This is a genomic window from Colwellia sp. C2M11, assembly GCF_018860915.1.
Classification (GTDB): domain Bacteria; phylum Pseudomonadota; class Gammaproteobacteria; order Enterobacterales; family Alteromonadaceae; genus Colwellia.
Genome location: NZ_JAHKQD010000009.1, coordinates 61,455 through 83,171, shown reverse-complemented (window position 1 = coordinate 83,171; position 21,717 = coordinate 61,455). Strand labels below are relative to the sequence as shown.

Genomic DNA, 21,717 nt, shown 5'->3' with positions numbered 1-21,717 from the left:
TTCTTGCTTATCATTCAACTTATTTGGTAGAACTTAATAAGTTATATACGGCGTAATACTTTGATAATCAACCGCCATTGCAATGCTTAATGCCGTAATATTAATAATTGAAAACGCAAATACCTGACGCGCCCAACCAACAATATCGATATCACGACGATACCCGCGCAAGGCCATAAGTAACCACCAGAAACTGGTTGTACAGGCAACAGCCATAAAGGCTGCCCCGGTAAAACCAGCAATAGGCAATAACATAACAACAAGTGCATATATTGCAATGTACATCACAATGTGATGCTTCGCTTTATCAATACCTTGTGACACAGGTAATACTGGAATATTAGCCGCTTGATAATCTTTAAAGCGAAAGATGGCAATTGCATATGAATGTGGCATTTGCCATAAACAGAACATCACTAATAAAATTAAGGCTTGCATATCAAACGTTCCCGTTACCGCACAGTAACCCACAACAGGCGGAACCGCACCTGAAAGACTACCAACAAAAGTACCGTAAACAGAGTTACGTTTCATATATAGGCTATAAACACCTACATAAATAAAGTAACCAAAAGCCGCAAAAAATACCGCTACAGGTGTTGTATAAGCGATTAATAACCCAAAGCCAATAATCCCTAATATAACACCATGACTTAATGCTGTTATAGCAGACATTTCACCAGTGACTGTCACGCGCTTACGAGTTCGAGCCATAATGATATCTATATCTCTATCAATCACGTTATTAATGGCACAACCTGAAGCAATAACAAACGATAAACCCATTAAGGTTGCCGCCATTAACCAGGGTTCAACAGCACCACGAGAAGCCAATAAAAAGCCCCCTGCAACGCTGATGAAGTTACCCATAATAATGCCTGGTTTAGTGACACTTAAGTACCGACGAAACATGTTAACCTCTCTTAACAGCATTTATTAGCTGCAATTAATACATCATCATTGCGTTTGATGCGTAAATAATCCAAACAGACAACCCAACCACCATAATGATAATGAGCGCACTGAACAAAAACGAGAAACTACTGGCTCGCCCATCTTCAGTAATGAAGTTAAGGTGTAAAAAGTACTTTAAATGCACCCAAATTTGAATGATAGCTAAGCTAACAATACTCCACAGTGTGGTCACTTTTGAATAATCACCACTCATCACTAGATAAAATGGAATCGCGGTTAAAATAATCGATAATACAAAACCTATTAGGTAACTTTTAACACTACCGTGCGATGCATCATGATGTGTTTCATTATTGCTCATTACATTGCCCCCATTAAATAAACAACCGTAAATACACAGATCCACACAATATCTAAAAAATGCCAAAATAAGCTTAAACAACTTAAACGGGTAACTGTCGCTTTACCTAAACCACGACGAGCAACTTCTATCATCATAATGGTCATCCAAATTAACCCAGCGGTTACGTGTAAACCATGTAAGCCAACTAAGGCGAAAAATGAACTAAGAAAAGCACTTTGCTGTGGACCATTACCATGTGCAATTAAATGCTGAAATTCATAAATTTCCATCCCTATAAACACAGCCCCCAAACAAAAGGTAATCGCTAAAAATACTAATGTTAAGGCTTTCTTGTGGCTATGAGCTGCAATCATGGCAAAACCAAAAGTAATACTACTTACCAATAAAGCAGCGGTTTCAATAGCGACAAAATCTAATTCAAAAATATCTTTACCAGAAACACCACCCGCCGTGTTCATAAATAACACGGCATAAGTCGCAAAGAATGAAGCAAATAATAGGCAATCAGTCATGAGGTATAACCAAAAACCAAAAACGGTATCACCCGAAGTGTCATGATGCTCATGTGCTTGGTGTGTTGATATCGCTTCTACGTTTACAGAAAGTGTACTCATGCTTTTACTCCTTCACGACCACTTAAATTATAGGCCTCTTCTGTTTTTGCTATTTCTTCAGGCTGCACATAATAATCAACGTCATTGCTGTAACAACGTTTAATAAATACCCCTATAGCACCAACAAGCCCAACAATCGCCAACCACCAAATATGCCAAATCATAGCAAAGCAAAAAACTGATAGTGTTGCCCCCATAAATACACCAGCCGATGTGTTTTTAGGCATATGTATTGGGCTATAACTTGCTTTACTTTGATAATACTGACCTTTTTCTTTCATATCGGTCCAGGCGTCAATATCATCAACATGTGGAATAACAGCAAAGTTATACGCTTGTGGTGGTGACGAAGTTGCCCATTCAAGCGTATGGCCATTCCAGGGATCTCCCGTTTTGTCATCTAATGCTTCACGATCTCTAAAGCTCACATATAATTGAATTACTTGCGCAATAATACCGAACATAATAATCACGGCACCCACAGCGGCAATATATAACCAAATATTCCAATCAGGATTATTTGTGTGGTTTAAACGACGTGTCATACCTAAGAAGCCAAGTACATATAACGGCATAAAGGCAACAAAGAAGCCAACGATCCAACACCAGAATGACACTTTTCCCCAATATTCATTGAGCTTAAAGCCCATTGCTTTTGGGAACCAGAATGCAAAACCTGCAAGATAACCAAATACTGCACCACCAATAATAGTGTTATGGAAATGCGCAATTAGAAACAAACTGTTATGCAGCACATAATCTGCACCAGGAATTGCCAACAATACGCCTGTCATACCACCAACAGTAAAGGTCACCATAAAACCAAGAGTCCACAATACAGGTACTGTGGTACGTAAACGGCCACGATAAATGGTAAATAACCAATTGAAGAGTTTCACTCCCGTTGGTACGGCAATAACCATAGTCATTACACCAAAAAAGGCATTAACGTTGGCGCTTGATCCCATGGTAAAGAAATGATGTAACCAAACAATAAAACCTAAAATTGAAATCGCACCACTTGCATAAATCATTGATTTATAGCCGAATAAACGTTTACTTGTAAAGGTAGAGATAACTTCAGAGAAAACCCCAAAAGCAGGTAAGACTAGAATATAAACTTCAGGGTGACCCCAAGCCCAAAACAAATTGATGTACATCATGGCGTTACCACCACCATCATTAGTGAAAAAGTGAAAGTCCATGTAACGATCAAGCGTTAACATCGCTAATACAGCGGTTAAAATTGGGAATGATGCAGCAATTAAGATATTTGCCCAAGTACAGGTCCAAGTGAAAATAGGCATTTTCATTAGCGTCATACCTGGTGCACGCATTTTAAACACGGTAACTAAAAAGTTAACCGCCGTTAATAGTGTTCCCAGTCCAGATATCTGCAAGGCCCAAATATAATAATCGACCCCCACCCCAGGACTAAAGCTCAACTCCGATAATGGTGGATAGGCAACCCAACCTGTTTTAGCAAATTCACCAAAAACCAGTGAAAGGTTAATTAATATTGCGCCACTAGCGGTTAGCCAAAAACTCAAATTATTAAGGAAGGGAAATGCCACATCACGGGCACCAATTTGTAATGGCAAAACGATGTTCATTAAACCAACCATAAATGGCATCGCCATAAAGATGATCATAATGACACCATGTGCCGTAAATATTTGGTCATAATGTTCAGGCGGTAGATAACCTGCCGCACCACTAGTGGCAAGCGCTAACTGCGAACGCATCATAATGGCATCACTAAAACCACGAAACAGCATGATTAAAGCAAGTAAAATATACATAACGCCTAAACGTTTATGGTCAACCGAGGTGATCCATTCTCGCCACAATATTCCCCATTTTTTATACTTTGTAATAAGCGCAAAGAGCACAAGCCCTACGAATACAATAACAGCCATAGTCACCATAATAATGGGTTCATGAAATGGAATGGCATCTAACGTTAAATTACCTAAAAATGGCATAGTTATTCCTCGCCTTGAATGTGAGATGGTTGCACTGTGTTTTTATCAATTTTATGCTCCATTTTTTTCATACTTGCCATGTCTTTCATGCCTGACATGCCAGCCATATATTTCATAATAATGGTATGGAACAAGTCTTCTTCGACATCGCCATAGTAGCTTACAGGGTTGTTTTCACTGGCTTTAGCTAACTCATAATATTCAGCTTTCGTTAATGTGCTTTTCTGTGCTTTAACATCACTTACCCATTTATCAAAATCTGCTTGGGTAGGTGTGGCAATAGCATTAAACTTCATTCCAGAGAAACCGGCGCCGCTATAATTTGCAGAAAACCCTTTAAAAGTACCGGGTTCATTAGCAATTAAATGCAGCTTGGTTTCCATCCCTGCCATAGAGTAAATTTGACTACCCAATTGCGGAATAAAGAAAGAATTCATGGTGCTTTCTGACGTGATTTTGTATTCAACGGGGACATTAGCTGGAAAAACCAACTCATTCACCGTGGCAATACCTTGCTCGGGATAAATGAATAACCATTTCCAGTTTAACGAAACCACTTCAATGGTAATATGTTTACCATCTAGCGGCTTATAAGGGTCTAACCTATGAGTAGATTCCCAGGTTATGACACCTAAAATAATAACGATAATAATCGGAACAGCCCAAACGACAGCTTCAATTTTATTAGAGTGCGCCCATTTGGGAGCATAAACTTCATGGGTGCGTGTATCTTTATATTTCCAAGAAAAATATAAAGTCATCACAATAACGGGGATAACAACAAGTAACATAAGAACAGTGGCAATAATGATTAAGTTTTTTTCATCAATACCTACCTGCCCTTTCGGATCAAGCACTCCGCCTTCACAGCCTGACAATATCAGTACTATACTAGCTAAAGCTATATTACAAAGGTTTCGAATTAACAATGGAATATCCTACTAACACCAGTGCCATTAAATTATTGTCCACTTGTATTGATAAAAAAACCAAGGTTGCGTTGTTTATAATCACAATAGTTAGCTATCGTTAAATCAAACGCCTTACCTTGTTCTATGTTTTCATCGCATAACAAGAGCAAAAACTTAATATAAATGGTATAACCTAAATTCAAACAAGTTATTTTATTAAATAAAACAACAGCATAAGTTTTATTCTCGACGAATTTTAAGCAGCAGAAAATCCACTGTTAAAAGGTGAGAAAATATAATGAAGTAGTTGAAATACAGACATACTGCTGCAGATTAGAGCGCTAAACAGTTAACCAATAAAAGTCGTAATCAACTATTTATATAAAGGAGGTGCACGACAACCGTGCGTGTGTAAGCCTATAAAAGACTGTAAAGATTCGCTAAACGCAAAAGCTGTTTTACGTAAAACAATACCTGCCCTATGTGTAGGGAAGATAATAAAAAATAACCAATATAAACCAACGAGTAAACAACCGTTCATAGCTGGTTGCATAAAGAAATAAACAATATTCGTAAGAATTGACTCAGATAAAGCCCCTTCGTTGAATAAATAATTTAATTCCGATAGATCTTCAATAAAACCACAAAATAACATCATCGAACTGATGATTAAAATACTAAAAGCAGTAAATAGTCTTGCACTAAAAAAAACAACAGGCACACTCAATTGCAACTGACTTACAGTCGATTGAGTATTTGTATGCGGGTAGTTTTTACAGCTCAAACCTATAACCTTAATGGTGATCTAACTAGCTTACAATTCAGCAAGCCTTACTATAGTTTTTACTTATTATTAATGACATAAATCAATAAAAGTGTAATAAACTAGAATTTCGCCATTGTACCAAGGTTATTAAATAGTGACTAGTCTGTGGTAGCGCTATTTTGAGGTAGTTACATAAAAATGCACTTACGTGGTTTAATTGTTATTTATAAATCAATTTAAATCGCAACATCATAATAACGCATTGAGGTGTAAAGGAAATGTTTTTCTCTTTTCTCATAACAAAGGAGAATTTAATCATGCTAAGTAATTAACCTTTTAAAAATGTGTGTTCATCGCAACTAAGTATCTTTTTAATCATTGTTACTTGATAACATGGTAAGACTGTATAATAACAAGGAACAAAAATGAAAATCTTCTCTCCTCTAACGCTTTTAGCTATGGTCAGTTTTTCTGGCTTTGCTAGCCAACCTGAGTCCACACTGCAACTTGAAAATGTCTTTGATCTTGAATATGCCAATCAACTTGAAATGACTAATAACGGTAAAACCGTTTATTTTGTCCGTAACCGTATGGATATTAAAAGTGACCGTAAAGTCAGTAATATCTGGTCAGTAGATAGTGATTCGACATTATTACAACCGTTAACATCTGGCGTCCATATGGATTATTCGCCGGTACTTTCTCCTGATGAATCTCGCCTAGCTTTTATTTCCACACGAGACGGTAGTAGCCAAATTTATATCAAATGGCTAAAAACGGGCGCTGTTGCCAAAATAAGTAATTTGACCCAAAGCCCAAGCAACTTGCACTGGTCACCAAATGGTAAACAACTAATATTCAGTCAATTTGTACCTGCTAAAGCTGCTACGCCAGTTAACTTGCCTGGCAAACCTGAAGGGGCAGATTGGGCCGATCCAGCCAAATATATCGATGAAGTGTATTACCGTGCTGATGGCGGAGGCTATACTAAAGCAGGTTTTAGCCACTTATTTAGCATTGATGCAAATGGCGGTAATGCTCGTCAATTAACATCAGGCAACTTTAATCACGGTGGAGCTATTAGCTTTGCTGAAGATGGTAATAGTCTTTATTTCTCAGCAAATCGTCACGATGAATATAAACTTAAACCAACGAACTCTGAAATATACACATTGGATTTAACAAGCTTAACCATTACAGCTGTAACAGATAGAGTTGGCCCAGATAGCCAACCGAGAGTATCCCCTAATGGTCGCTATCTTGCCTATACAGGTTATGACGACAAGCGAACTAACTATGAAAATACTCAACTTTATATTCGTGATTTAAAGTCAGGTAAAACAACAAGTTTAACTACTGATTTTGACCGTAGTGTTGGCCAAATTAAATGGGCTGACGATTCCAAGGGGGTTTACTTTAGCTACGCCAGCGAAGGACAAACAGTACTTGCTTATCAACCACGTAATGGCAAACGCAAAGTGCTTACTGAGCGAATCGGCAGTGTTTCTTTTGGTCGTCCTTATTCAGGTGGTGACTTTGATGTAAGTGAAGATGGTGATGTGGCAATAACTTTTGCAGATACTCAACGCCCTGCTGATGTTGCTTTAGTTAAACGCGGTAAAACCCAACGTTTAACACATTTAAACGAAGATGCCTTAGGAAATAAGCAATTAGCAAAAGTTGAAGAAATTTGGCTTAAATCAAGCCATGACAGCCTGCCTATTCAAGGTTGGGTTGCGTATCCACCAGGGTTTGATAGCAAGAAAAAGTACCCGCTTATATTAGAGATTCATGGTGGACCGGTTGCTAATTATGGCCCGCACTTTAGTGCCGAAGTACAATTATTTGCAGCGAAAGGTAATGTTGTTTTATATATGAACCCACGCGGTAGTGATTCTTACGGTAAAGAATTTGCCCAAACCATTCATCATAATTACCCAAGTAACGATTTTGATGACTTAATGACGGGTGTTGATGCTTTAATTGCCAAAGGGTTTATTGATGAGTCTAACCTGTTTGTTACTGGTGGCTCTGGTGGCGGCGTACTAACAGCATGGATTGTTGGTCATACAGACCGTTTTGCTGCGGCAGTGGTTGCCAAACCTGTTATCAATTGGATCAGCTTTGTCTTAACGGCTGATTTCTATCCTTTCTTTGCTGATTATTGGTTCCCTGGTAAACCATGGGATCACATTGAACATTATATGAAACGCTCACCTATTAGCTATGTAGGGAATGTTAAAACTCCAACAATGTTATTGACTGGTGAGGCCGATTACCGCACACCTATTTCAGAAACAGAGCAATTTTATCAAGCATTAAAATTACAAGACGTTGATACTGCCATGGTACGCATTCCTGATGCTTCACATGGCATAACAAAACGACCGTCTAACTTAATGTCGAAAGTAGCTTATATTCAATGGTGGTTTGATAAACACAGTAATAAATAGCACTAATGATTTTGACAAGGGAATAACCATTCTCTTCAATCAATAATGCCTTGCCGACATGGATGTCGGTACTTAAGTTATGTTTGAAACGTATAACTTGTGCCTCTAAACCCTTTAACTCTCGCTAAGTGAGAAGAAACTGATTGGAATTGGTATAAGCCCCCCTTACACAGTGTTGTGAAAGGGGGTTTTTTAAAATATATTAATTATCTATTTTTCAAATAGTTAACAACATAATCAATTATTAACTACGCAGTTAACGCACCAATTTTGCTTTTAAGTTTAGGTAATGCAAAAGCTAAAAAGCTTTTCATTTTTTGCGGCATATACTTTTTAGATTTATGTATTAAATGTACTGGCACAGTCTCAGGTTCAAATTCCGGTAAGATAATACTCAGTTCGCCGGTATCTACCGCGTCTTTAACTTGATAATGCAATTGTTGCGTTATCCCTACGCCATTTATCGCAGCGGAAACCGCAGATTCACTATCTGTAACGGTGAGTCTAGATGAAATATTTATATTAATATTCATTTGAGCATCAGGAAGGTAATAGCGCCAATGTGGAGGAGTATTTGCTGTGTTTAGTAAGATGCATGCAAAGTTAGATAAATCATAAGGCGATGATAATTGATTATGTTGCGCTAAAACTTGCTGATTTGCGCAGGTAACAATCCGAATCTTTCCCACTTGCGTCGCAATCATTGAGCTGTCAGGTAAAACGCCAATTCTAACGGCCATATCAACTTCATTTTCAAACAAGTTCATATTTCCATCTGATAAAATGAGCTGCACATTTATATTTGAATATAAAGACAGAAATTCAGTAACAATAGGCAATACATATTTTTTTCCAAACATAACCGGCGCAGTAATAACCAACTCACCTCTTGGCTCCAAATATTCACCTTTGACTTCACGCTCGGCTTCTTCAACCTGTTCAATAATCCTTTTACAGGCTCTAATATAGTCAGTGCCAGCAATAGTTAATGACAACTTTCGAGTTGTTCTATGTAGCACTCGCACACCAAGTTGATTTTCAAGTTCAGATACTTTCCGACTTAATGTAGGTAACGGCACATTCAATGCTTTGCTTGCAGCAGAGAAACTACCAAGCTCGACCACTTTAATTAACATTGTCATTGCTTGTAATCTATCCATCATTATCTCATTTATTGAAAATATCATTGTCAAATTTACAGTATTATCTTTTAAATAACAAAATGTCATAGTGGATCTATTAAAAATTAACCAAAAATCTTATAAACGGTTTACATATGATGAATTCACAAATTGCTATTGCCTATGACCATGTCGGAATTAGAGTGAGCAACAGACAACAATCTATTAAGTTTTATGAATCGCTAGGATTCAAAGAAACTTATCGTATTCCAGAGGCTGAAGCCAATGAAATGATGACCTCGGCTGGCGTTAGAATTAACCTTATTTTTAATGGCGCAACCACAAAAGATCGAAAAAATGTGCTGCTTGATGAGGCAATTAAACAACCAGGGATTACACATCCGGCATTCGTTATAAATGACATAAGTCAGTTTGAAAGCTGGTTATTAAAAGAAGGAATAGAAATCACTGAGGGGCCTAAAAAACTGGGTCCGAGAAGAATGACTTTGTTTATCCGTGATCCAGACGGCAATGTACTGGAATTTAACCAACTACTATCTGAGGAAAAAAACAATGAAATTATATGACTTAGAACTATCAGGCAACTGTTATAAAGTAAAATTATTTGCATCACTTATTAATGCTCCATTAGATATTGTACCTGTTGATTATCTTCAAGGAGAGCATAAAGGAGAAACGTTACTTAAACTAAACCCGTGGGGCGAAATTCCAATTCTAGAAGACGGTAATGTCGTATTAAGAGATGGCCAAGCTATATTAGTATATTTAGCGAATAAATATGGTGGTGAAGCATGGTGGCCTAGCGAAGCGCATTTACAAGCTGATGTTATGCAATGGCTATCAGTTGCAGCTAACGAAATACAACATGGGCCAAATACCTCTCGATTAATTGAAAAGTTTGGTGTTGAAAGCGACCTTGCTTTGTCGTTAGCACGTTCAACTCGAATATTAACGTTAATCAACAATCATCTTGCTGACAAAGATTGGTTAGCGGTAAATCGTCCAACAATTGCAGATTGTGCCATTTATCCTTATATTTCAATTGCACACGAAGGTGGTGTTTCAGTTGATGAATATACTCATATTAAAGCATGGATGAAGCGTTTAGAGCAGTTACCTGGTTATATATCGATGCCTGGTAATTAGCACAATAGGTGGTAGGTTCAATGTGAATTTTTGAAAATATTAGGAAGGAATATTGAATTTTCATAAATAAGCTTAAGCTATTCTACTTTATCAGAATAGCTTAAGCTGTATGATACTTTATTGTTGATTTACAAGGTTAAAATCACCCTAAATTCAAACTTATTCAACCGTAACCGATTTCGCTAAATTTCGAGGCTGATCAACGTCAGTACCTTTAATAATAGCAACATAATATGAAAGTAATTGCAGTGGTAAGGTATAAACAATCGGTGCGATTATGTCATCACAATGTGGTACGTTAATAACCTTCATCGTGTCGTCACTAGCAAAATGTGCATCGACATCAGCAAATACATACATTAAACCACCACGAGCACGTACTTCTTCTACGTTTGATTTTAATTTTTCAATTAAATCATTTTTCGGTGCAACAACAATAACTGGCATTTCAGCATCAATAAGGGCTAACGGGCCATGCTTAAGTTCACCAGCGGCATAAGCTTCTGCATGAATATAAGAAATCTCTTTGAGTTTAAGTGCACCTTCCATCGCAATTGGGTATTGATCACCACGACCTAAGAATAATGCATGTTGTTTATCTGCAAAATCTTCCGCAAGATCTTCAATTGAAGGCGCTAATGCTAATACTTCTTCAAGTTTGTTAGGTAAGGTTAATAGCGATTTAGCAATACTTTCTTGTTGTGCTACCGGCATACCGTGATGTTTACCTATCGCCAGCGTCATCATTAACAAACCAACAAGCTGAGTTGTAAATGCTTTCGTTGAAGCTACACCTATTTCAGCGCCAGCTTTTGTCATAAATGATAAATCTGATTCTCGAACTAACGATGAACCTGGTACGTTACAAATACTTAAACTTGATGTGTAGCCAATTTCTTTTGCTAAACGTAAAGCCGCTAACGTATCGGCTGTTTCACCTGATTGTGACAAGGTTACAATCATTGAGTTTTTAGGCACAAATGATTTACGGTATCTAAACTCACTCGCAATTTCGATATTACAAGAAATACCCGCAAGCTCTTCTAACCAATAACGTGCAACCATACCTGAATGGTAACTAGTACCACAGGCAATTATTTGTACGTGTTCAACATTTTTAAAAATGTCGTCAGCGCCATTACCAAAAGTTTCTATATTAAGTTCAGTTCCTAGTAAACGCCCTTCTAACGTATTTCTAATCGCTGAAGGTTGTTCATAAGTTTCTTTAAGCATGTAGTGACGGTATTCACCTTTATCACCACTATCATGGTTTACCGAAGCTTCTTTTGCTTCACGCTCGATTGGGTCGCCATTAGCATCAAATATATTAACGTTAAAACGAGTAACTTCAGCAACATCACCTTCTTCTAAAAAGGCAAATTTTCGAGTAACGGGTAATAAGGCCATCATATCTGAAGCAATGAAGTTTTCGCCTAAGCCATAACCTATCACTAATGGGCTACCTGAACGTGCAACAATAATACGATCTTTATCTGTACTATCCATCACAACAGTACCGTAGGCACCTTCAAGTTGTTGAACAGCTTTTTGTACTGCTGCTAATAACGTGTCACTCGTTTTTAGTTCATGATGAACTAAATGGCCAATAACTTCAGTATCAGTTTGAGAAATAAACTCGTACCCTAAACCTTGAAGTTGTTTACGTAATTCGTCATGATTTTCAATAATACCATTATGAACAACCGCGATGTTGCCACTAGAAAGGTGAGGGTGAGCATTTACTTCGCTTGGAGAGCCATGTGTTGCCCAACGGGTATGCGCAATACCTGTGCCACCAGATAACGGCGTTTCTTGTAAGGCTTGATCTAATTCCTGTACTTTACCTAAACGCTTAACACTGGTTAATTTGTTATGCTGATCTATGGTTGCAATTCCTGCTGAATCATAACCTCTGTACTCTAAACGTTTTAATCCTTCGACTAAAATATCAGCTACGTCACGTTGTGCTACTGCACCGACTATGCCACACATAGTTTATATCCTTTATTTTTAATTAGCTGACTTGGCGCATATTAAGTTTACGCCTTGAGCTATTAGCTGCAATCTTACTGATTCAGATAAATCATCATCAGTGATGAGGGTGTGTATTTGTTGCCATCCTAATTCTAAGTTAGGTATTTTTTTTGCTATTTTATATGATTCAATCATAACAATAACTTCACGGGAAACTTCTGCCATAACACGACTTAAGCCGGTTAATTCATTAAAAGTTGTTGTTCCACGATCTATATCTATGCCATCAGCACCAATAAATAGTTGATCAAAATCATAAGAGCGAAGCACTTGCTCTGCAACTTGTCCTTGAAAAGCTTCAGAGTTGGCGTCCCAAGTGCCGCCGGTCATCAATAAGGTAGGTTCATTTTCTAAGGCGTGAATTTCGTTAGCTATGCTAAGTGCATTCGTCATAACCACTAAACCTTTTTTACTTTCAAGTTCACCTACAAGAGCAGACGTAGTTTGACCACTATCAATAATAATACGGTTATGATCTCGAACAAGTGTTGCTGCATATTTAGCAATCGCTTTCTTTTGTAGAGAAAGTTTTTCACTTTTCGGTTCAGTAATCTCTCTAGGTAAAGCTATGGCTCCACCATAACGCCTTAATAACAAACCACTATTTTCTAGTGAAGCCAAATCTTTTCTAATAGAAACTTCTGAAATATCAAACTGCTTAGCCAAACTATCAACGCTCACTTCTCCGTTGATATTAAGTTCGGTAATAATGCTATGACGACGCTGTTGAGTATTTCTTTTAGACATGATGTATTAGATAAATTACCAGTTAACTTTCACTTTGAACGCTATTATCTTTCATTTCGAAACCTTTTGCAATTTATCCCCTAAAAAATAGACAACCTATTATTTACATGACATGCAATAAAAAACAAATGTTTTATGAATAATGAAGTGGTGATCGGGTGATTTAATACCAGTTTAATTAATTAAATGAACAATTTTATATGTAGAAAAAGTTGCCAAATACAACGCTTTTATTTCAATAACTAGTTGTTCTAATTATTAAATAAATAACGATGTAGTTAGTGATTTCAACAAGTAGAAATGATTACATCGTTAGTGAGATAGGTATAATTAGTAAAAGTAAACTATACTGAACAAAAATTCTCTACAGCCCAAATATATAATGCTGTACTAGAGTAGATGTACTTCAGAAGTTTAAATGACAAGGCTTACAATTGAACATAAGAGCACTTACATTGGCGAATATTTGTTACCAACAGACTCTATTATTCAGCCATAAATAAATTAATTAGCCAATAAATAGGCATATTCGGGTTTTTTTACGAACTTATCTGCCGCCTGTTGTAAGCGTTTAGCTATTGCCTTGTCTGTACCTTTATTCAAAGCAATATAGCTAGTACGCTGATTTTTCATCGTAATTTTTTTATAATGAATAGCTAAATTGGGCTTATTTATAGCCTCTAGCTGAACTCTTGCATTATTTGGATCGGTGTAAAGTAAATCAACTCGACCATTGGCTAATAGCTTAACCATTTGTTCACGTGAAGAAACAATATATAAATTCTTTTTTTCAGAAAAGCCAGCAGCAATAAGCTCTTTGTGCTCAGCAGAATTTAAAATTACCGCAATAAGCTTTTCCTTTGCTTGCTCTATAGTCTCAACATGGTTTTCAATATTACTTTCTAGAGAAATAAATACACGCGCAGGACGACTCACTTTAATTATCCAATAAAAGTTATCTTCCCGCTCTGGTGTTCTAATCATACTTAAGATAATTGTATTAGGATTACTTTCAGCGATTGAGAATGCTCGTGCCCATGGCATAAACGCAACATTAGCCTCAAGCTGTGCTTCGGCTAAAATTGCGTTAAGAATTCCAATCGTTGGACCTTTATTTTCGCCTTCATCCGGATATTGAAGTAAAGGATTAATACTAGCAACAACCTGCAATTCAACCGGTATATCATCCTTTGCAACAGAATATAAAGGTTGAATAAAAAGTAAAAAAACAAACCATATGAAAATTTTTCGCGGCATAAATAACCTTGCTCAAGTATTATAAAGTGTCATTAGTTACATTAAGTACTAACGAGAAACTATTTTTTTACTGGTCGCTGCCAGTTTTGTATATTACGTTGTCTAGAACGTGCAACAGCTAAATCATTTTTATCAACTTCTTTCGCAATAACAGAGCCTGCGCCTACTGTTGCAGTTTCACCTATAGTAACAGGGGCAACTAAAGAACTATTCGAGCCAATAAAGGCATGATCATTGATAATAGTTTGCGCTTTATTTACACCGTCATAATTACAAGTAATGGTACCTGCACCTATATTAACTTTTTTACCAATAAGTGTGTCGCCAAGATAAGTTAAATGTCCGGCTTTACTGCCTTCACCCAACGTGGTTTTCTTCATTTCAACAAAGTTACCCACATGTGAGTCTTTATGCATTATTGTGCCTGGACGAATTCGCGCAAATGGACCTACTGAACAACTCTCACCAATAACAGCATCTTCAATAATGGTATTGGGTTTAATTTCAGCATTCTCATTAATGGTGCAATTTTTAAGAATACAGTTGGCACCAATTTTCACACCATTAGCGAGTTTTACTTCACCTTCAAAAATACAGTTAATATCAATATTTACTTCACTACCAACAGTTAAAGAGCCGCGAATATCAATACGAGCAGGATCACGTAAGCTTGCTCCTTCAATCATTAACTCTTCCGCCAAACGTGCTTGATAGGCACGCTCTAAAGAAGCTAGTTGTACTCGATTGTTCGCTCCTTCAACTTCAACTTCTGTTTCTGGGTGAGCGGTAGCAATCGACTTACCTTCATGATGTGCGGCAGCGATAATGTCAGTTAGGTAATATTCACCTTGAGCATTTTCATTAGAAAGACCACTCAACCAACGCTTCAAATCTCCACCATTGGCTAACAAAATACCAGTATTAGCTTCATTAATCATTAGCTGTTCTGACGTTGCATCTTTTTGTTCTACTATACCAACCACTTGCTCATCAACACGTACAATACGACCATAACCTGTAGGGTTACTTAAGTGTACCGTTAACAGTGCCATGCCATCACTAGGTTTAGCGGCTAGTAGGCTTTCTAAAGTTGATACTTTCGTGAGGGGTACATCACCATATAAGACTAATACATCTTCATCGTCTGTTAAAAATGGCGAAGCCTGATCAACTGCATGGCCTGTGCCTAACTGTTCTTTCTGTTCAATGAAGGTTAAATCTTTCCCTGAGTCATTATCTGTTAATGTCGCTTTCAGTGTTTCGCCACCAAAACCATAAACAACATAAATATTTTTTGCGCCTAAGTAGCGTGCACTATCAATAACATGAGACACCATTGGCTTATCAGCGACAACATGGAGAACTTTAGGTAAAGAAGAGCGCATACGAGTACCTTTACCCGCAGCAAGAATAACGACAGAGAGAGACATGATAAATCCATTCAAGTAAATATATTGTGTATGCTTATTATTGTACCTATCTTTGCACTCGCTTTGCTATTAATTTTATTTAATGTGCTTTTTTTAAAATACAGAGAGTGATCTCCCTGCACAGCTTATGTGCGACTTTTCTTTTTATCGCCCCCTATGTAAGCATTATAGAAAACAAAATAATAACATACGAAAACATTAGTAATATAAAACAATAAGTTAACCTTTATTTAATAGCTTGGTATATTTTTTGCGACACCACTATCAATATTGAATATAGAGTGATGAACAAGATATGAATTTAAGAAGTAAATTGACTGGAGTAGACAATACGTCTGTATGCCATGCTGTTCTGCTTATCGCTTAAGGAAAAACGATGAACACATTAAATAATTATAAATACTTCATGGTTGATGTATTTACTGAGCAACCTTTTCATGGCGTGCCTTTACCTGTTTTTGCTGACGCCAGCGGTTTGTCTGATAGACAAATGCAACAAATTTCAACAGAGCTAAATGCAAGTTGTACTATTTTTTTACAAACGGCAGATAAAAATAATCGCCGAGAAATTCGCGTGTTTTCAAAAGAAAAAGAATTACCTTGTAGTGTTCATGCAATACAAGCGGCAAGTTATGTTTTAGCAAGCACAGCTATACCACTAATCGATAACCATAACCTTATTTCTTTTTCCTCAACCATGAAAGGACATGAAAAAATTATCAACAGTCATGTATCGAAAAATGATAACGGCGATATAGGTATTATTCAACAATCTTATAACACACATGCTGCGATAGATTATTACACACCAACAACTGAAGAATTAGCAGAAATGTTATCACTTAACCCTGCAGATATAGGCTTTGATAACTATCGTCCATTAATTGTTTCTTGCGGCATCCCTTATTTAATTGTGCCTATTATGTCTTACACTGCAATACGTGAAGCTAAATTCAATGAGGCCGCTTGGAGTAATTCTTCAGCACCGAGTTCGTTAGCACAGGAAATCCTGCTTTTCGCTAATAATACCGATGATAACTCAGCTGATTTTCATGCTCGTTTGCTAGGCCCTGCTTTTGCTCACCATGACGATCCTCCAATTGGCAGTGTAATTCCCGCTTTTGCTAGTCACATTTGTGATCATCCTCATATACAAAAAGGCACACATGTTTTTGGTATTCAAAGAGGTGACAATAATGGTCGTCAAAGTCACTTTTTCATTGAGATGGATAATAAGCAGAGTAAAGACTTAACCATACGTGTCGGTGGTTATGCTGTATTAGTGGGAGAAGGACAAATTCACGTTTCATAAAAGAACGGATTTTTTAATCGATAAGTAACTTACCCATTCCATTTCACAGCCTGGTTTTTACATGTGAAGCGGAATGGCTTTTTGCGATTGCAATTCAAAAAACCTAGTGCTATAACGAATAACTTTTCTAAAATGCACAGACTACATTAATCAATATGAAATATATTATTGGCGCTTATGCTACCGCTCCTTCGGGCAATGCTTGGGACAAAAATGAAGAAACAGATTACTACCAACAATTAAAAAACATTAAAAGCATTCAAGGTCTAGAACACCCATTTACTGGCCAGTTACATACCCATGACGATGATTGGTTTTTAGCAAATATTGATCCTCAGTGGCAATTTGTATTTACTTCTATCCCTGGTGTAATGGGCAACCTTGGAAAGAATCCTCATTTCGGTATTGCCTCAAATAATGAGGAAGGTCGATTAGCTGCCATCGCGTTTTATCAACAAGCACAACAAGCCATAGTAAAACTAAACGCACATTTGAACAGGGAAGCAGTACCTTTCATTAAAATTCATACCGCTCCCACAATCACTGCTGATGCACAATCCTCTATTCAAGCATTACAAACATCTCTTGAAACCATGCAATCTTGGAATTGGCAAGGTGCAAAACTTGTAATTGAACACTGTGATGCTTACGTTGAAGGTCAAGCTTCTCAAAAAGGCTTTATGTTACTAGAAGATGAAATTACAGCTATTCAAAATGTTAATAGTAAACATAATACCGATATTGGTATTAGCATAAATTGGGGACGATCTGCGATTGAAACACGTAGTGTTGAAGGTCCGATTCAACATATTAAACAAGCTTATGATTGTGGTTTATTAAAAGGTATTATTTTTTCTGGCGCTTCAGGTGTTGAAGGACCTTATGGTCAATGGCGAGATACTCATATGCCTCATGAGCAGGCGATTGATGTACCAAGTTACGCTAAGGGGTCAGCCTTAACAATTAATGAAATTAAACGCTCTTTAGAACAGTGTCCGTACGAAAAACTTGATTTTCTTGGCGGGAAAATAGCGATACGCCCAAATGAAGCAAGTGTAGATGAACGTGTTTCTTATATAACAAGTTTACTTTCGTTACTTGATAAAGTGACTAGTAAATAAGTTTTTACCCACGAGCAGTAATGGGCAATAACTCAAACGTGTTAAATAAATTAACACGTTTTTATTAAGCAAACCTTACCAATCAAGTCCTTTCTGAGCCTTTACCCCTGCTTTAAAGGCATGTTTAATAGGTTGAACCTCTGAAACAGTATCAGCTAATTCAATAAGTTTACGATGACAAGCTCTACCGGTAATAATCACATGCTGCATTTTAGGCCTGTTATTAAGTACTTCAATAATTTCATCTAATTCAATGTAGCCATACTTAACCATGTAGGTCATTTCATCGAGTAGCACAATATTAAGGGTTTCATCACTCAACATTTCTTTACTTCTTTGCCAAGCTACTTTTGCTGCGATAGTATCCGTTTCTGTACTTTGGGTTTCCCACGTAAACCCAGTCCCCATAACATAATGCTGCACAGGAAATTGTTTCAGAATGTTCATTTCCCCACATTCCCACTTATCGCCTTTAATAAACTGTACTACACCTGCTTTTTGACCATGACCAATCGCACGTAATACAGTACCAAAACCAGAAGTACTTTTACCTTTACCATTACCTGTGATTACAACAAAAACCCCGCGTTCTTCGGTCGCTTGAGCAATACGATTATCAACTTTTGCTTTAATTTTTTTCTGACGTTCAATATGTTTTTGCTCTTTAATTTGTGCAGCTTCATCTTGTTGTTGAAGCCTATTATCATTTTGCTGATTTTCATTAATATCTGTCACAGTTTTTCTCACTTACAGTTTATTTTTCGCATATTTTTCATATAACGATTATTAATCATTACTGATTGAGTTCCTTCTACAACAGTTTATTGATTCGCTTAAAAGTAACGAGTTTTCTCAAGAATAATTAATGATAAACTCAGGTTACTTGGTAAATACACTAATGCTTATGGTTAGCAATAACGCTCGTATTTAACTCCTTATTGGTAAATAAATGGTTTATTGTAAAATCAATGACGATGGCTGAAATAATATAAAAAACAGGATTAGAGACGGACTTAAAATAATACTTATCAACCCGTGTTTCATATTCTGCCCATGATAATTCAGCAAACTTACCAGATAACGTGTAATAATCACCATTTGAAGTAAAAAAGGCAATTGATGCACTGGGTAAATGATTAAAATTAGAGAAATGATGGGTGCGCGTAGCAAGCATTAACAAGGTTAATACTGAAAATACTGCCATAAATATATTCAAATGGAATTTTTGATTCATTAACTTCATAACGATCTCGTTAAATAGATAGTTAACAGTGTTGGAAATCAAAGGCAGTAAATGATAAAAGAATAGTTATTCTGTGTTAGTAGCAAAAAAATCCGTAAAAATAAGTGATTAGCTCAAACAAACAGTAATAGATTCCTTAGGCTGCAATTTAGAAAAATCATGTTAAATATTACAAATTTCAGCACATATACTTATCTCTGAATCACCGCCCACCGCAGTTGTCGAGTATGCTATTTATATAAGTAAACACAGATATAATATTATAAGTGATAAATAACATTGATTAGGCCGGTCTCCAGACTTCTGATCATTGCATTTGCAACACCTTCCCATACATCACTAATGTAATATTCTACTTAGCGATTCAATGCAGTGGTTTTTGTTGCTGCTCACAGTTACCGTTGCGGGGGCAGTACTGGTATTTCACCAGTTTCACGTTTCACCTTCAGAGCGTTATTATTTTGTTAAACACATCAAAATAACGTGTGAAGACACCTAAATCGAACCAGATAATACGTCATAAATACATGCTATTCAATAACTAACAAAACTAGTTCCAAACATATTAGCGTTGAACCTAAACGGTGATTTAGTTACTCTACGCGCCCTTTCAAATGATGATAAATGTCATCATTGATGTTATTAGTATTAAAAACAGATGAAAACAAACTTATATTTAGCGCGTCACGGACAAACGAAATGGAATGAAATCCAGCGTTATCAAGGACAATTAGACAGTGAACTAACGCATTTAGGTAAGGAACAGTCTAAAAAACTTGCACAAAATATTGTTAATAAAGAAATAGACTTTATTATTTCGTCCCCCCTTGGTCGTGCAGTTAATACAGCTATTAGCTGTCAAAAGCTATTAAATATCCCTATTATTAACCTAAATGACATAACCGAACGAAACTTAGGTCAATGGCAAGGTGCTTATATAAGCAACATTAAAAATGAAGTACATTTTGACGAAATTTTCCACCAATTTACCGCACTGAAACCTATAGGTGGTGAAAGCGCCATAGACTGTGGGACACGCATTTATAATGCATTACAAAGACTCGCGATCCATAATGTAAATAAAAATTTATTGGTTATTTTTCATGGTGAAGCGTTGCGCTGTTTTTTAGCGAAGCTAGGTCAGCAATCAACACAAAATGCTTATGAATTATTCGACAATGGCTCTATCTTTCATTTAACCTATAATCATAACGATAAAAATTTTCACTCTGAAACAGTAACAGCGAAATAAAATAACAATGTCGTGGATAGAAAATATAAATAACCAAGCAATGTTATTAGCGCCTTATTTTGCTACGTCATTAACTATTTTATTAGCTTTACTGCTTGATAATATCTTAGGCGAAGCTAAAAAGTACCATTATCTTGTTGGTTTTGGCTGGCTTGCAGATAAAATAGAGTCTGTACTTAATCATAACAACATCCAACAAAACTCACTGACTACGGCTAAAACTGCACCGTTAAAAATAAAACTATTAGGTACGCTTTCTTGGTGTTTATTGGTATTGCCGCTTCCCATTGTTTACTTTCTATTTATTAATGATTTAGCATGGTATTGGCAAATATTGCTCGATGCCAGTGTACTTTATTTGGCGATTGGTCTTAATAGTTTACATCAACATGCTATGCAGATTTACATCCCTTTGAAATCAGAAGATATTGTAAAAGCTCGCCACTTTACCGGTTACATTGTTAGTAGAGAAACTAACGCTCTTTCACCACAAGCAATGTCTAGAGCAACGGTAGAATCTATGCTCGAAAATGGACATGATTCAGTTATCGCTTCAATGGTTTATTATATTATCGGCGGTGCGCCATTAGTTATTTTGCATCGTTTAGCTAATACACTCGATGCAATGTGGGGTTATAAAACGTCTCGTTTTAATCATTTTGGCTATGCCAGTGCTAAGCTTGATGACTTACTCGGATTCTTTTCCGCAAAAATTTGTACCCTACTGTATTCAATACAAGGTGATGTTAAACAATCTGTTACCAATGCCTATCAGCAAGGTAATCAATATAAAAGTCATAATGGTGGCTGGGTAATGGCAGCCGGCGCTACTGTGATGAAGATAACACTGGGCGGTAATGCTTTTTATCATGGAAAAGTAATAACCTCACCCACATTAGGTTTAGGCAACTCGGTCAGCATCGAGGATATACCTCGCAGTATAACGCTAGTAAAACGGGCAGCTATTACATTAGCTTTATTAACTTTTTTCTATCAACTAGTTTGTTATCTTCTATAAAGTTAAC

20 protein-coding genes and 1 riboswitch are annotated in these 21,717 nt (G+C 36.7%); of the genes, 7 read left to right on the top strand and 13 right to left on the bottom strand.

Going from position 1 to position 21,717, the window contains the following annotated elements:
• Positions 1-33: 33 nt before the first annotated feature.
• The 6 genes from cyoE to KO509_RS02335 form a co-directional block, all read right to left on the bottom strand.
• Complete coding sequence (cyoE, locus tag KO509_RS02360; RefSeq protein ID WP_215971685.1) at positions 34-912, bottom strand: heme o synthase; 879 nt, start codon at positions 910-912, stop codon at positions 34-36.
• Positions 913-946: 34 nt separating this feature from the next.
• Positions 947-1,276: a cytochrome o ubiquinol oxidase subunit IV gene (cyoD, locus tag KO509_RS02355; protein WP_215971684.1), complete on the bottom strand. Its 330-nt coding sequence runs from the start codon at positions 1,274-1,276 to the stop codon at positions 947-949.
• Positions 1,276-1,893: a cytochrome o ubiquinol oxidase subunit III gene (gene cyoC / locus KO509_RS02350; RefSeq protein WP_215971683.1), complete on the bottom strand. Its 618-nt coding sequence runs from the start codon at positions 1,891-1,893 to the stop codon at positions 1,276-1,278. The genes cyoD and cyoC overlap by 1 nt, the downstream gene beginning before the upstream one ends.
• Positions 1,890-3,878: a cytochrome o ubiquinol oxidase subunit I gene (gene cyoB / locus KO509_RS02345; protein ID WP_215971682.1), complete on the bottom strand. Its 1,989-nt coding sequence runs from the start codon at positions 3,876-3,878 to the stop codon at positions 1,890-1,892. Before cyoB ends, cyoC begins: the two co-directional genes overlap by 4 nt.
• Positions 3,879-3,880: 2 nt before the next feature.
• The gene (cyoA, locus tag KO509_RS02340) at positions 3,881-4,807 is read right to left on the bottom strand and encodes a ubiquinol oxidase subunit II (protein WP_215971681.1); all 927 of its coding nucleotides are present in this window, start codon (positions 4,805-4,807) and stop codon (positions 3,881-3,883) included.
• Between the two features lie 355 nt (positions 4,808-5,162).
• Positions 5,163-5,573, bottom strand: a complete 411-nt coding sequence (locus KO509_RS02335) for a hypothetical protein (RefSeq protein ID WP_215971680.1) — start codon at positions 5,571-5,573, stop codon at positions 5,163-5,165.
• A gap of 440 nt (positions 5,574-6,013) precedes the next feature.
• Here KO509_RS02335 and KO509_RS02330 point away from each other — a divergent pair, with 440 nt between their 5' ends.
• Positions 6,014-8,008, top strand: a complete 1,995-nt coding sequence (locus tag KO509_RS02330) for a S9 family peptidase (RefSeq protein WP_252727357.1) — start codon at positions 6,014-6,016, stop codon at positions 8,006-8,008.
• 248 nt (positions 8,009-8,256) lie between these two features.
• Here KO509_RS02330 and KO509_RS02325 read toward each other — a convergent pair whose 3' ends face one another.
• Positions 8,257-9,168: a LysR family transcriptional regulator gene (locus tag KO509_RS02325; RefSeq protein WP_215971678.1), complete on the bottom strand. Its 912-nt coding sequence runs from the start codon at positions 9,166-9,168 to the stop codon at positions 8,257-8,259.
• A 116-nt stretch (positions 9,169-9,284) separates the two neighbouring features.
• Between KO509_RS02325 and KO509_RS02320 the strand changes: the two genes are divergently transcribed.
• Both KO509_RS02320 and KO509_RS02315 read left to right on the top strand, forming a co-directional pair.
• Positions 9,285-9,716, top strand: a complete 432-nt coding sequence (locus tag KO509_RS02320; protein WP_215971677.1) for a VOC family protein — start codon at positions 9,285-9,287, stop codon at positions 9,714-9,716.
• On the top strand, positions 9,703-10,296 hold the full coding sequence (locus KO509_RS02315; RefSeq protein ID WP_215971676.1) for a glutathione S-transferase: 594 nt from the start codon (positions 9,703-9,705) through the stop codon (positions 10,294-10,296). The genes KO509_RS02320 and KO509_RS02315 overlap by 14 nt, the downstream gene beginning before the upstream one ends.
• A gap of 159 nt (positions 10,297-10,455) precedes the next feature.
• Here the strand turns inward: KO509_RS02315 and glmS are convergent, their stop codons facing one another.
• From glmS to glmU, 4 genes are all read right to left on the bottom strand, one after another.
• Positions 10,456-12,288, bottom strand: coding sequence for a glutamine--fructose-6-phosphate transaminase (isomerizing) (glmS, locus tag KO509_RS02310; protein WP_215971675.1), 1,833 nt, complete (start codon positions 12,286-12,288; stop codon positions 10,456-10,458).
• Positions 12,289-12,306: 18 nt separating this feature from the next.
• Positions 12,307-13,077 (bottom strand): DeoR family transcriptional regulator, encoded by a 771-nt coding sequence (locus tag KO509_RS02305; protein ID WP_215971674.1) that lies wholly within the window; start codon positions 13,075-13,077, stop codon positions 12,307-12,309.
• Between the two features lie 504 nt (positions 13,078-13,581).
• Positions 13,582-14,334 carry a transporter substrate-binding domain-containing protein gene (locus KO509_RS02300; protein ID WP_215971673.1) on the bottom strand — a complete coding sequence of 251 codons (753 nt, stop codon included), beginning with the start codon at positions 14,332-14,334 and terminating at the stop codon, positions 13,582-13,584.
• Positions 14,335-14,393: 59 nt separating this feature from the next.
• Positions 14,394-15,764, bottom strand: a complete 1,371-nt coding sequence (gene glmU / locus KO509_RS02295) for a bifunctional UDP-N-acetylglucosamine diphosphorylase/glucosamine-1-phosphate N-acetyltransferase GlmU (protein WP_215971672.1) — start codon at positions 15,762-15,764, stop codon at positions 14,394-14,396.
• A 376-nt stretch (positions 15,765-16,140) separates the two neighbouring features.
• On the opposite strand from glmU, the gene KO509_RS02290 reads away from it, so the two are divergent.
• Positions 16,141-17,076 carry a PhzF family phenazine biosynthesis isomerase gene (locus KO509_RS02290; protein ID WP_215971671.1) on the top strand — a complete coding sequence of 312 codons (936 nt, stop codon included), beginning with the start codon at positions 16,141-16,143 and terminating at the stop codon, positions 17,074-17,076.
• A 155-nt stretch (positions 17,077-17,231) separates the two neighbouring features.
• Positions 17,232-18,197, top strand: coding sequence for a DUF4862 family protein (locus KO509_RS02285; protein ID WP_215971670.1), 966 nt, complete (start codon positions 17,232-17,234; stop codon positions 18,195-18,197).
• 75 nt (positions 18,198-18,272) lie between these two features.
• On the opposite strand, the gene cobO is transcribed toward KO509_RS02285, so the two are convergent.
• Both cobO and KO509_RS02275 read right to left on the bottom strand, forming a co-directional pair.
• Positions 18,273-18,923 (bottom strand): cob(I)yrinic acid a,c-diamide adenosyltransferase, encoded by a 651-nt coding sequence (cobO, locus tag KO509_RS02280; protein WP_215971893.1) that lies wholly within the window; start codon positions 18,921-18,923, stop codon positions 18,273-18,275.
• A 169-nt stretch (positions 18,924-19,092) separates the two neighbouring features.
• Entirely contained in the window at positions 19,093-19,440 is a 348-nt protein-coding gene (locus KO509_RS02275) for a hypothetical protein (protein ID WP_215971669.1), read from the bottom strand.
• A gap of 268 nt (positions 19,441-19,708) precedes the next feature.
• A riboswitch (cobalamin riboswitch) is annotated at positions 19,709-19,954 on the bottom strand.
• 144 nt (positions 19,955-20,098) lie between these two features.
• Between KO509_RS02275 and KO509_RS02270 the strand changes: the two genes are divergently transcribed.
• The gene (locus KO509_RS02270) at positions 20,099-20,692 is read left to right on the top strand and encodes a histidine phosphatase family protein (RefSeq protein ID WP_215971668.1); all 594 of its coding nucleotides are present in this window, start codon (positions 20,099-20,101) and stop codon (positions 20,690-20,692) included.
• Positions 20,693-20,699: 7 nt separating this feature from the next.
• A complete protein-coding gene (locus KO509_RS02265) occupies positions 20,700-21,710 on the top strand; it encodes a CobD/CbiB family cobalamin biosynthesis protein (protein WP_215971667.1) in 1,011 nt (336 codons plus the stop codon).
• Positions 21,711-21,717 lie beyond the last annotated feature (7 nt).

Bases quoted from the DNA above. Each gene is read 5' to 3' on its own strand.
- KO509_RS02325 (WP_215971678.1), bottom strand. From the start codon at position 9,168: ATGGATAGATTACAAGCAATGACAATGTTAATTAAAGTGGTCGAGCTT.
- KO509_RS02290 (WP_215971671.1), top strand. From the start codon at position 16,141: ATGAACACATTAAATAATTATAAATACTTCATGGTTGATGTATTTACT.
- KO509_RS02285 (WP_215971670.1), top strand. From the start codon at position 17,232: ATGAAATATATTATTGGCGCTTATGCTACCGCTCCTTCGGGCAATGCT.
- KO509_RS02305 (WP_215971674.1), bottom strand. From the start codon at position 13,077: ATGTCTAAAAGAAATACTCAACAGCGTCGTCATAGCATTATTACCGAA.
- cyoB (WP_215971682.1), bottom strand. From the start codon at position 3,878: ATGCCATTTTTAGGTAATTTAACGTTAGATGCCATTCCATTTCATGAA.
- glmU (WP_215971672.1), bottom strand. From the start codon at position 15,764: ATGTCTCTCTCTGTCGTTATTCTTGCTGCGGGTAAAGGTACTCGTATG.
- KO509_RS02330 (WP_252727357.1), top strand. From the start codon at position 6,014: ATGGTCAGTTTTTCTGGCTTTGCTAGCCAACCTGAGTCCACACTGCAA.
- glmS (WP_215971675.1), bottom strand. From the start codon at position 12,288: ATGTGTGGCATAGTCGGTGCAGTAGCACAACGTGACGTAGCTGATATT.
- KO509_RS02270 (WP_215971668.1), top strand. From the start codon at position 20,099: ATGAAAACAAACTTATATTTAGCGCGTCACGGACAAACGAAATGGAAT.
- KO509_RS02315 (WP_215971676.1), top strand. From the start codon at position 9,703: ATGAAATTATATGACTTAGAACTATCAGGCAACTGTTATAAAGTAAAA.
- cyoD (WP_215971684.1), bottom strand. From the start codon at position 1,276: ATGAGCAATAATGAAACACATCATGATGCATCGCACGGTAGTGTTAAA.
- KO509_RS02300 (WP_215971673.1), bottom strand. From the start codon at position 14,334: ATGCCGCGAAAAATTTTCATATGGTTTGTTTTTTTACTTTTTATTCAA.
- KO509_RS02320 (WP_215971677.1), top strand. From the start codon at position 9,285: ATGATGAATTCACAAATTGCTATTGCCTATGACCATGTCGGAATTAGA.
- KO509_RS02275 (WP_215971669.1), bottom strand. From the start codon at position 19,440: ATGAAGTTAATGAATCAAAAATTCCATTTGAATATATTTATGGCAGTA.
- KO509_RS02265 (WP_215971667.1), top strand. From the start codon at position 20,700: ATGTCGTGGATAGAAAATATAAATAACCAAGCAATGTTATTAGCGCCT.
- cyoE (WP_215971685.1), bottom strand. From the start codon at position 912: ATGTTTCGTCGGTACTTAAGTGTCACTAAACCAGGCATTATTATGGGT.
- cyoC (WP_215971683.1), bottom strand. From the start codon at position 1,893: ATGAGTACACTTTCTGTAAACGTAGAAGCGATATCAACACACCAAGCA.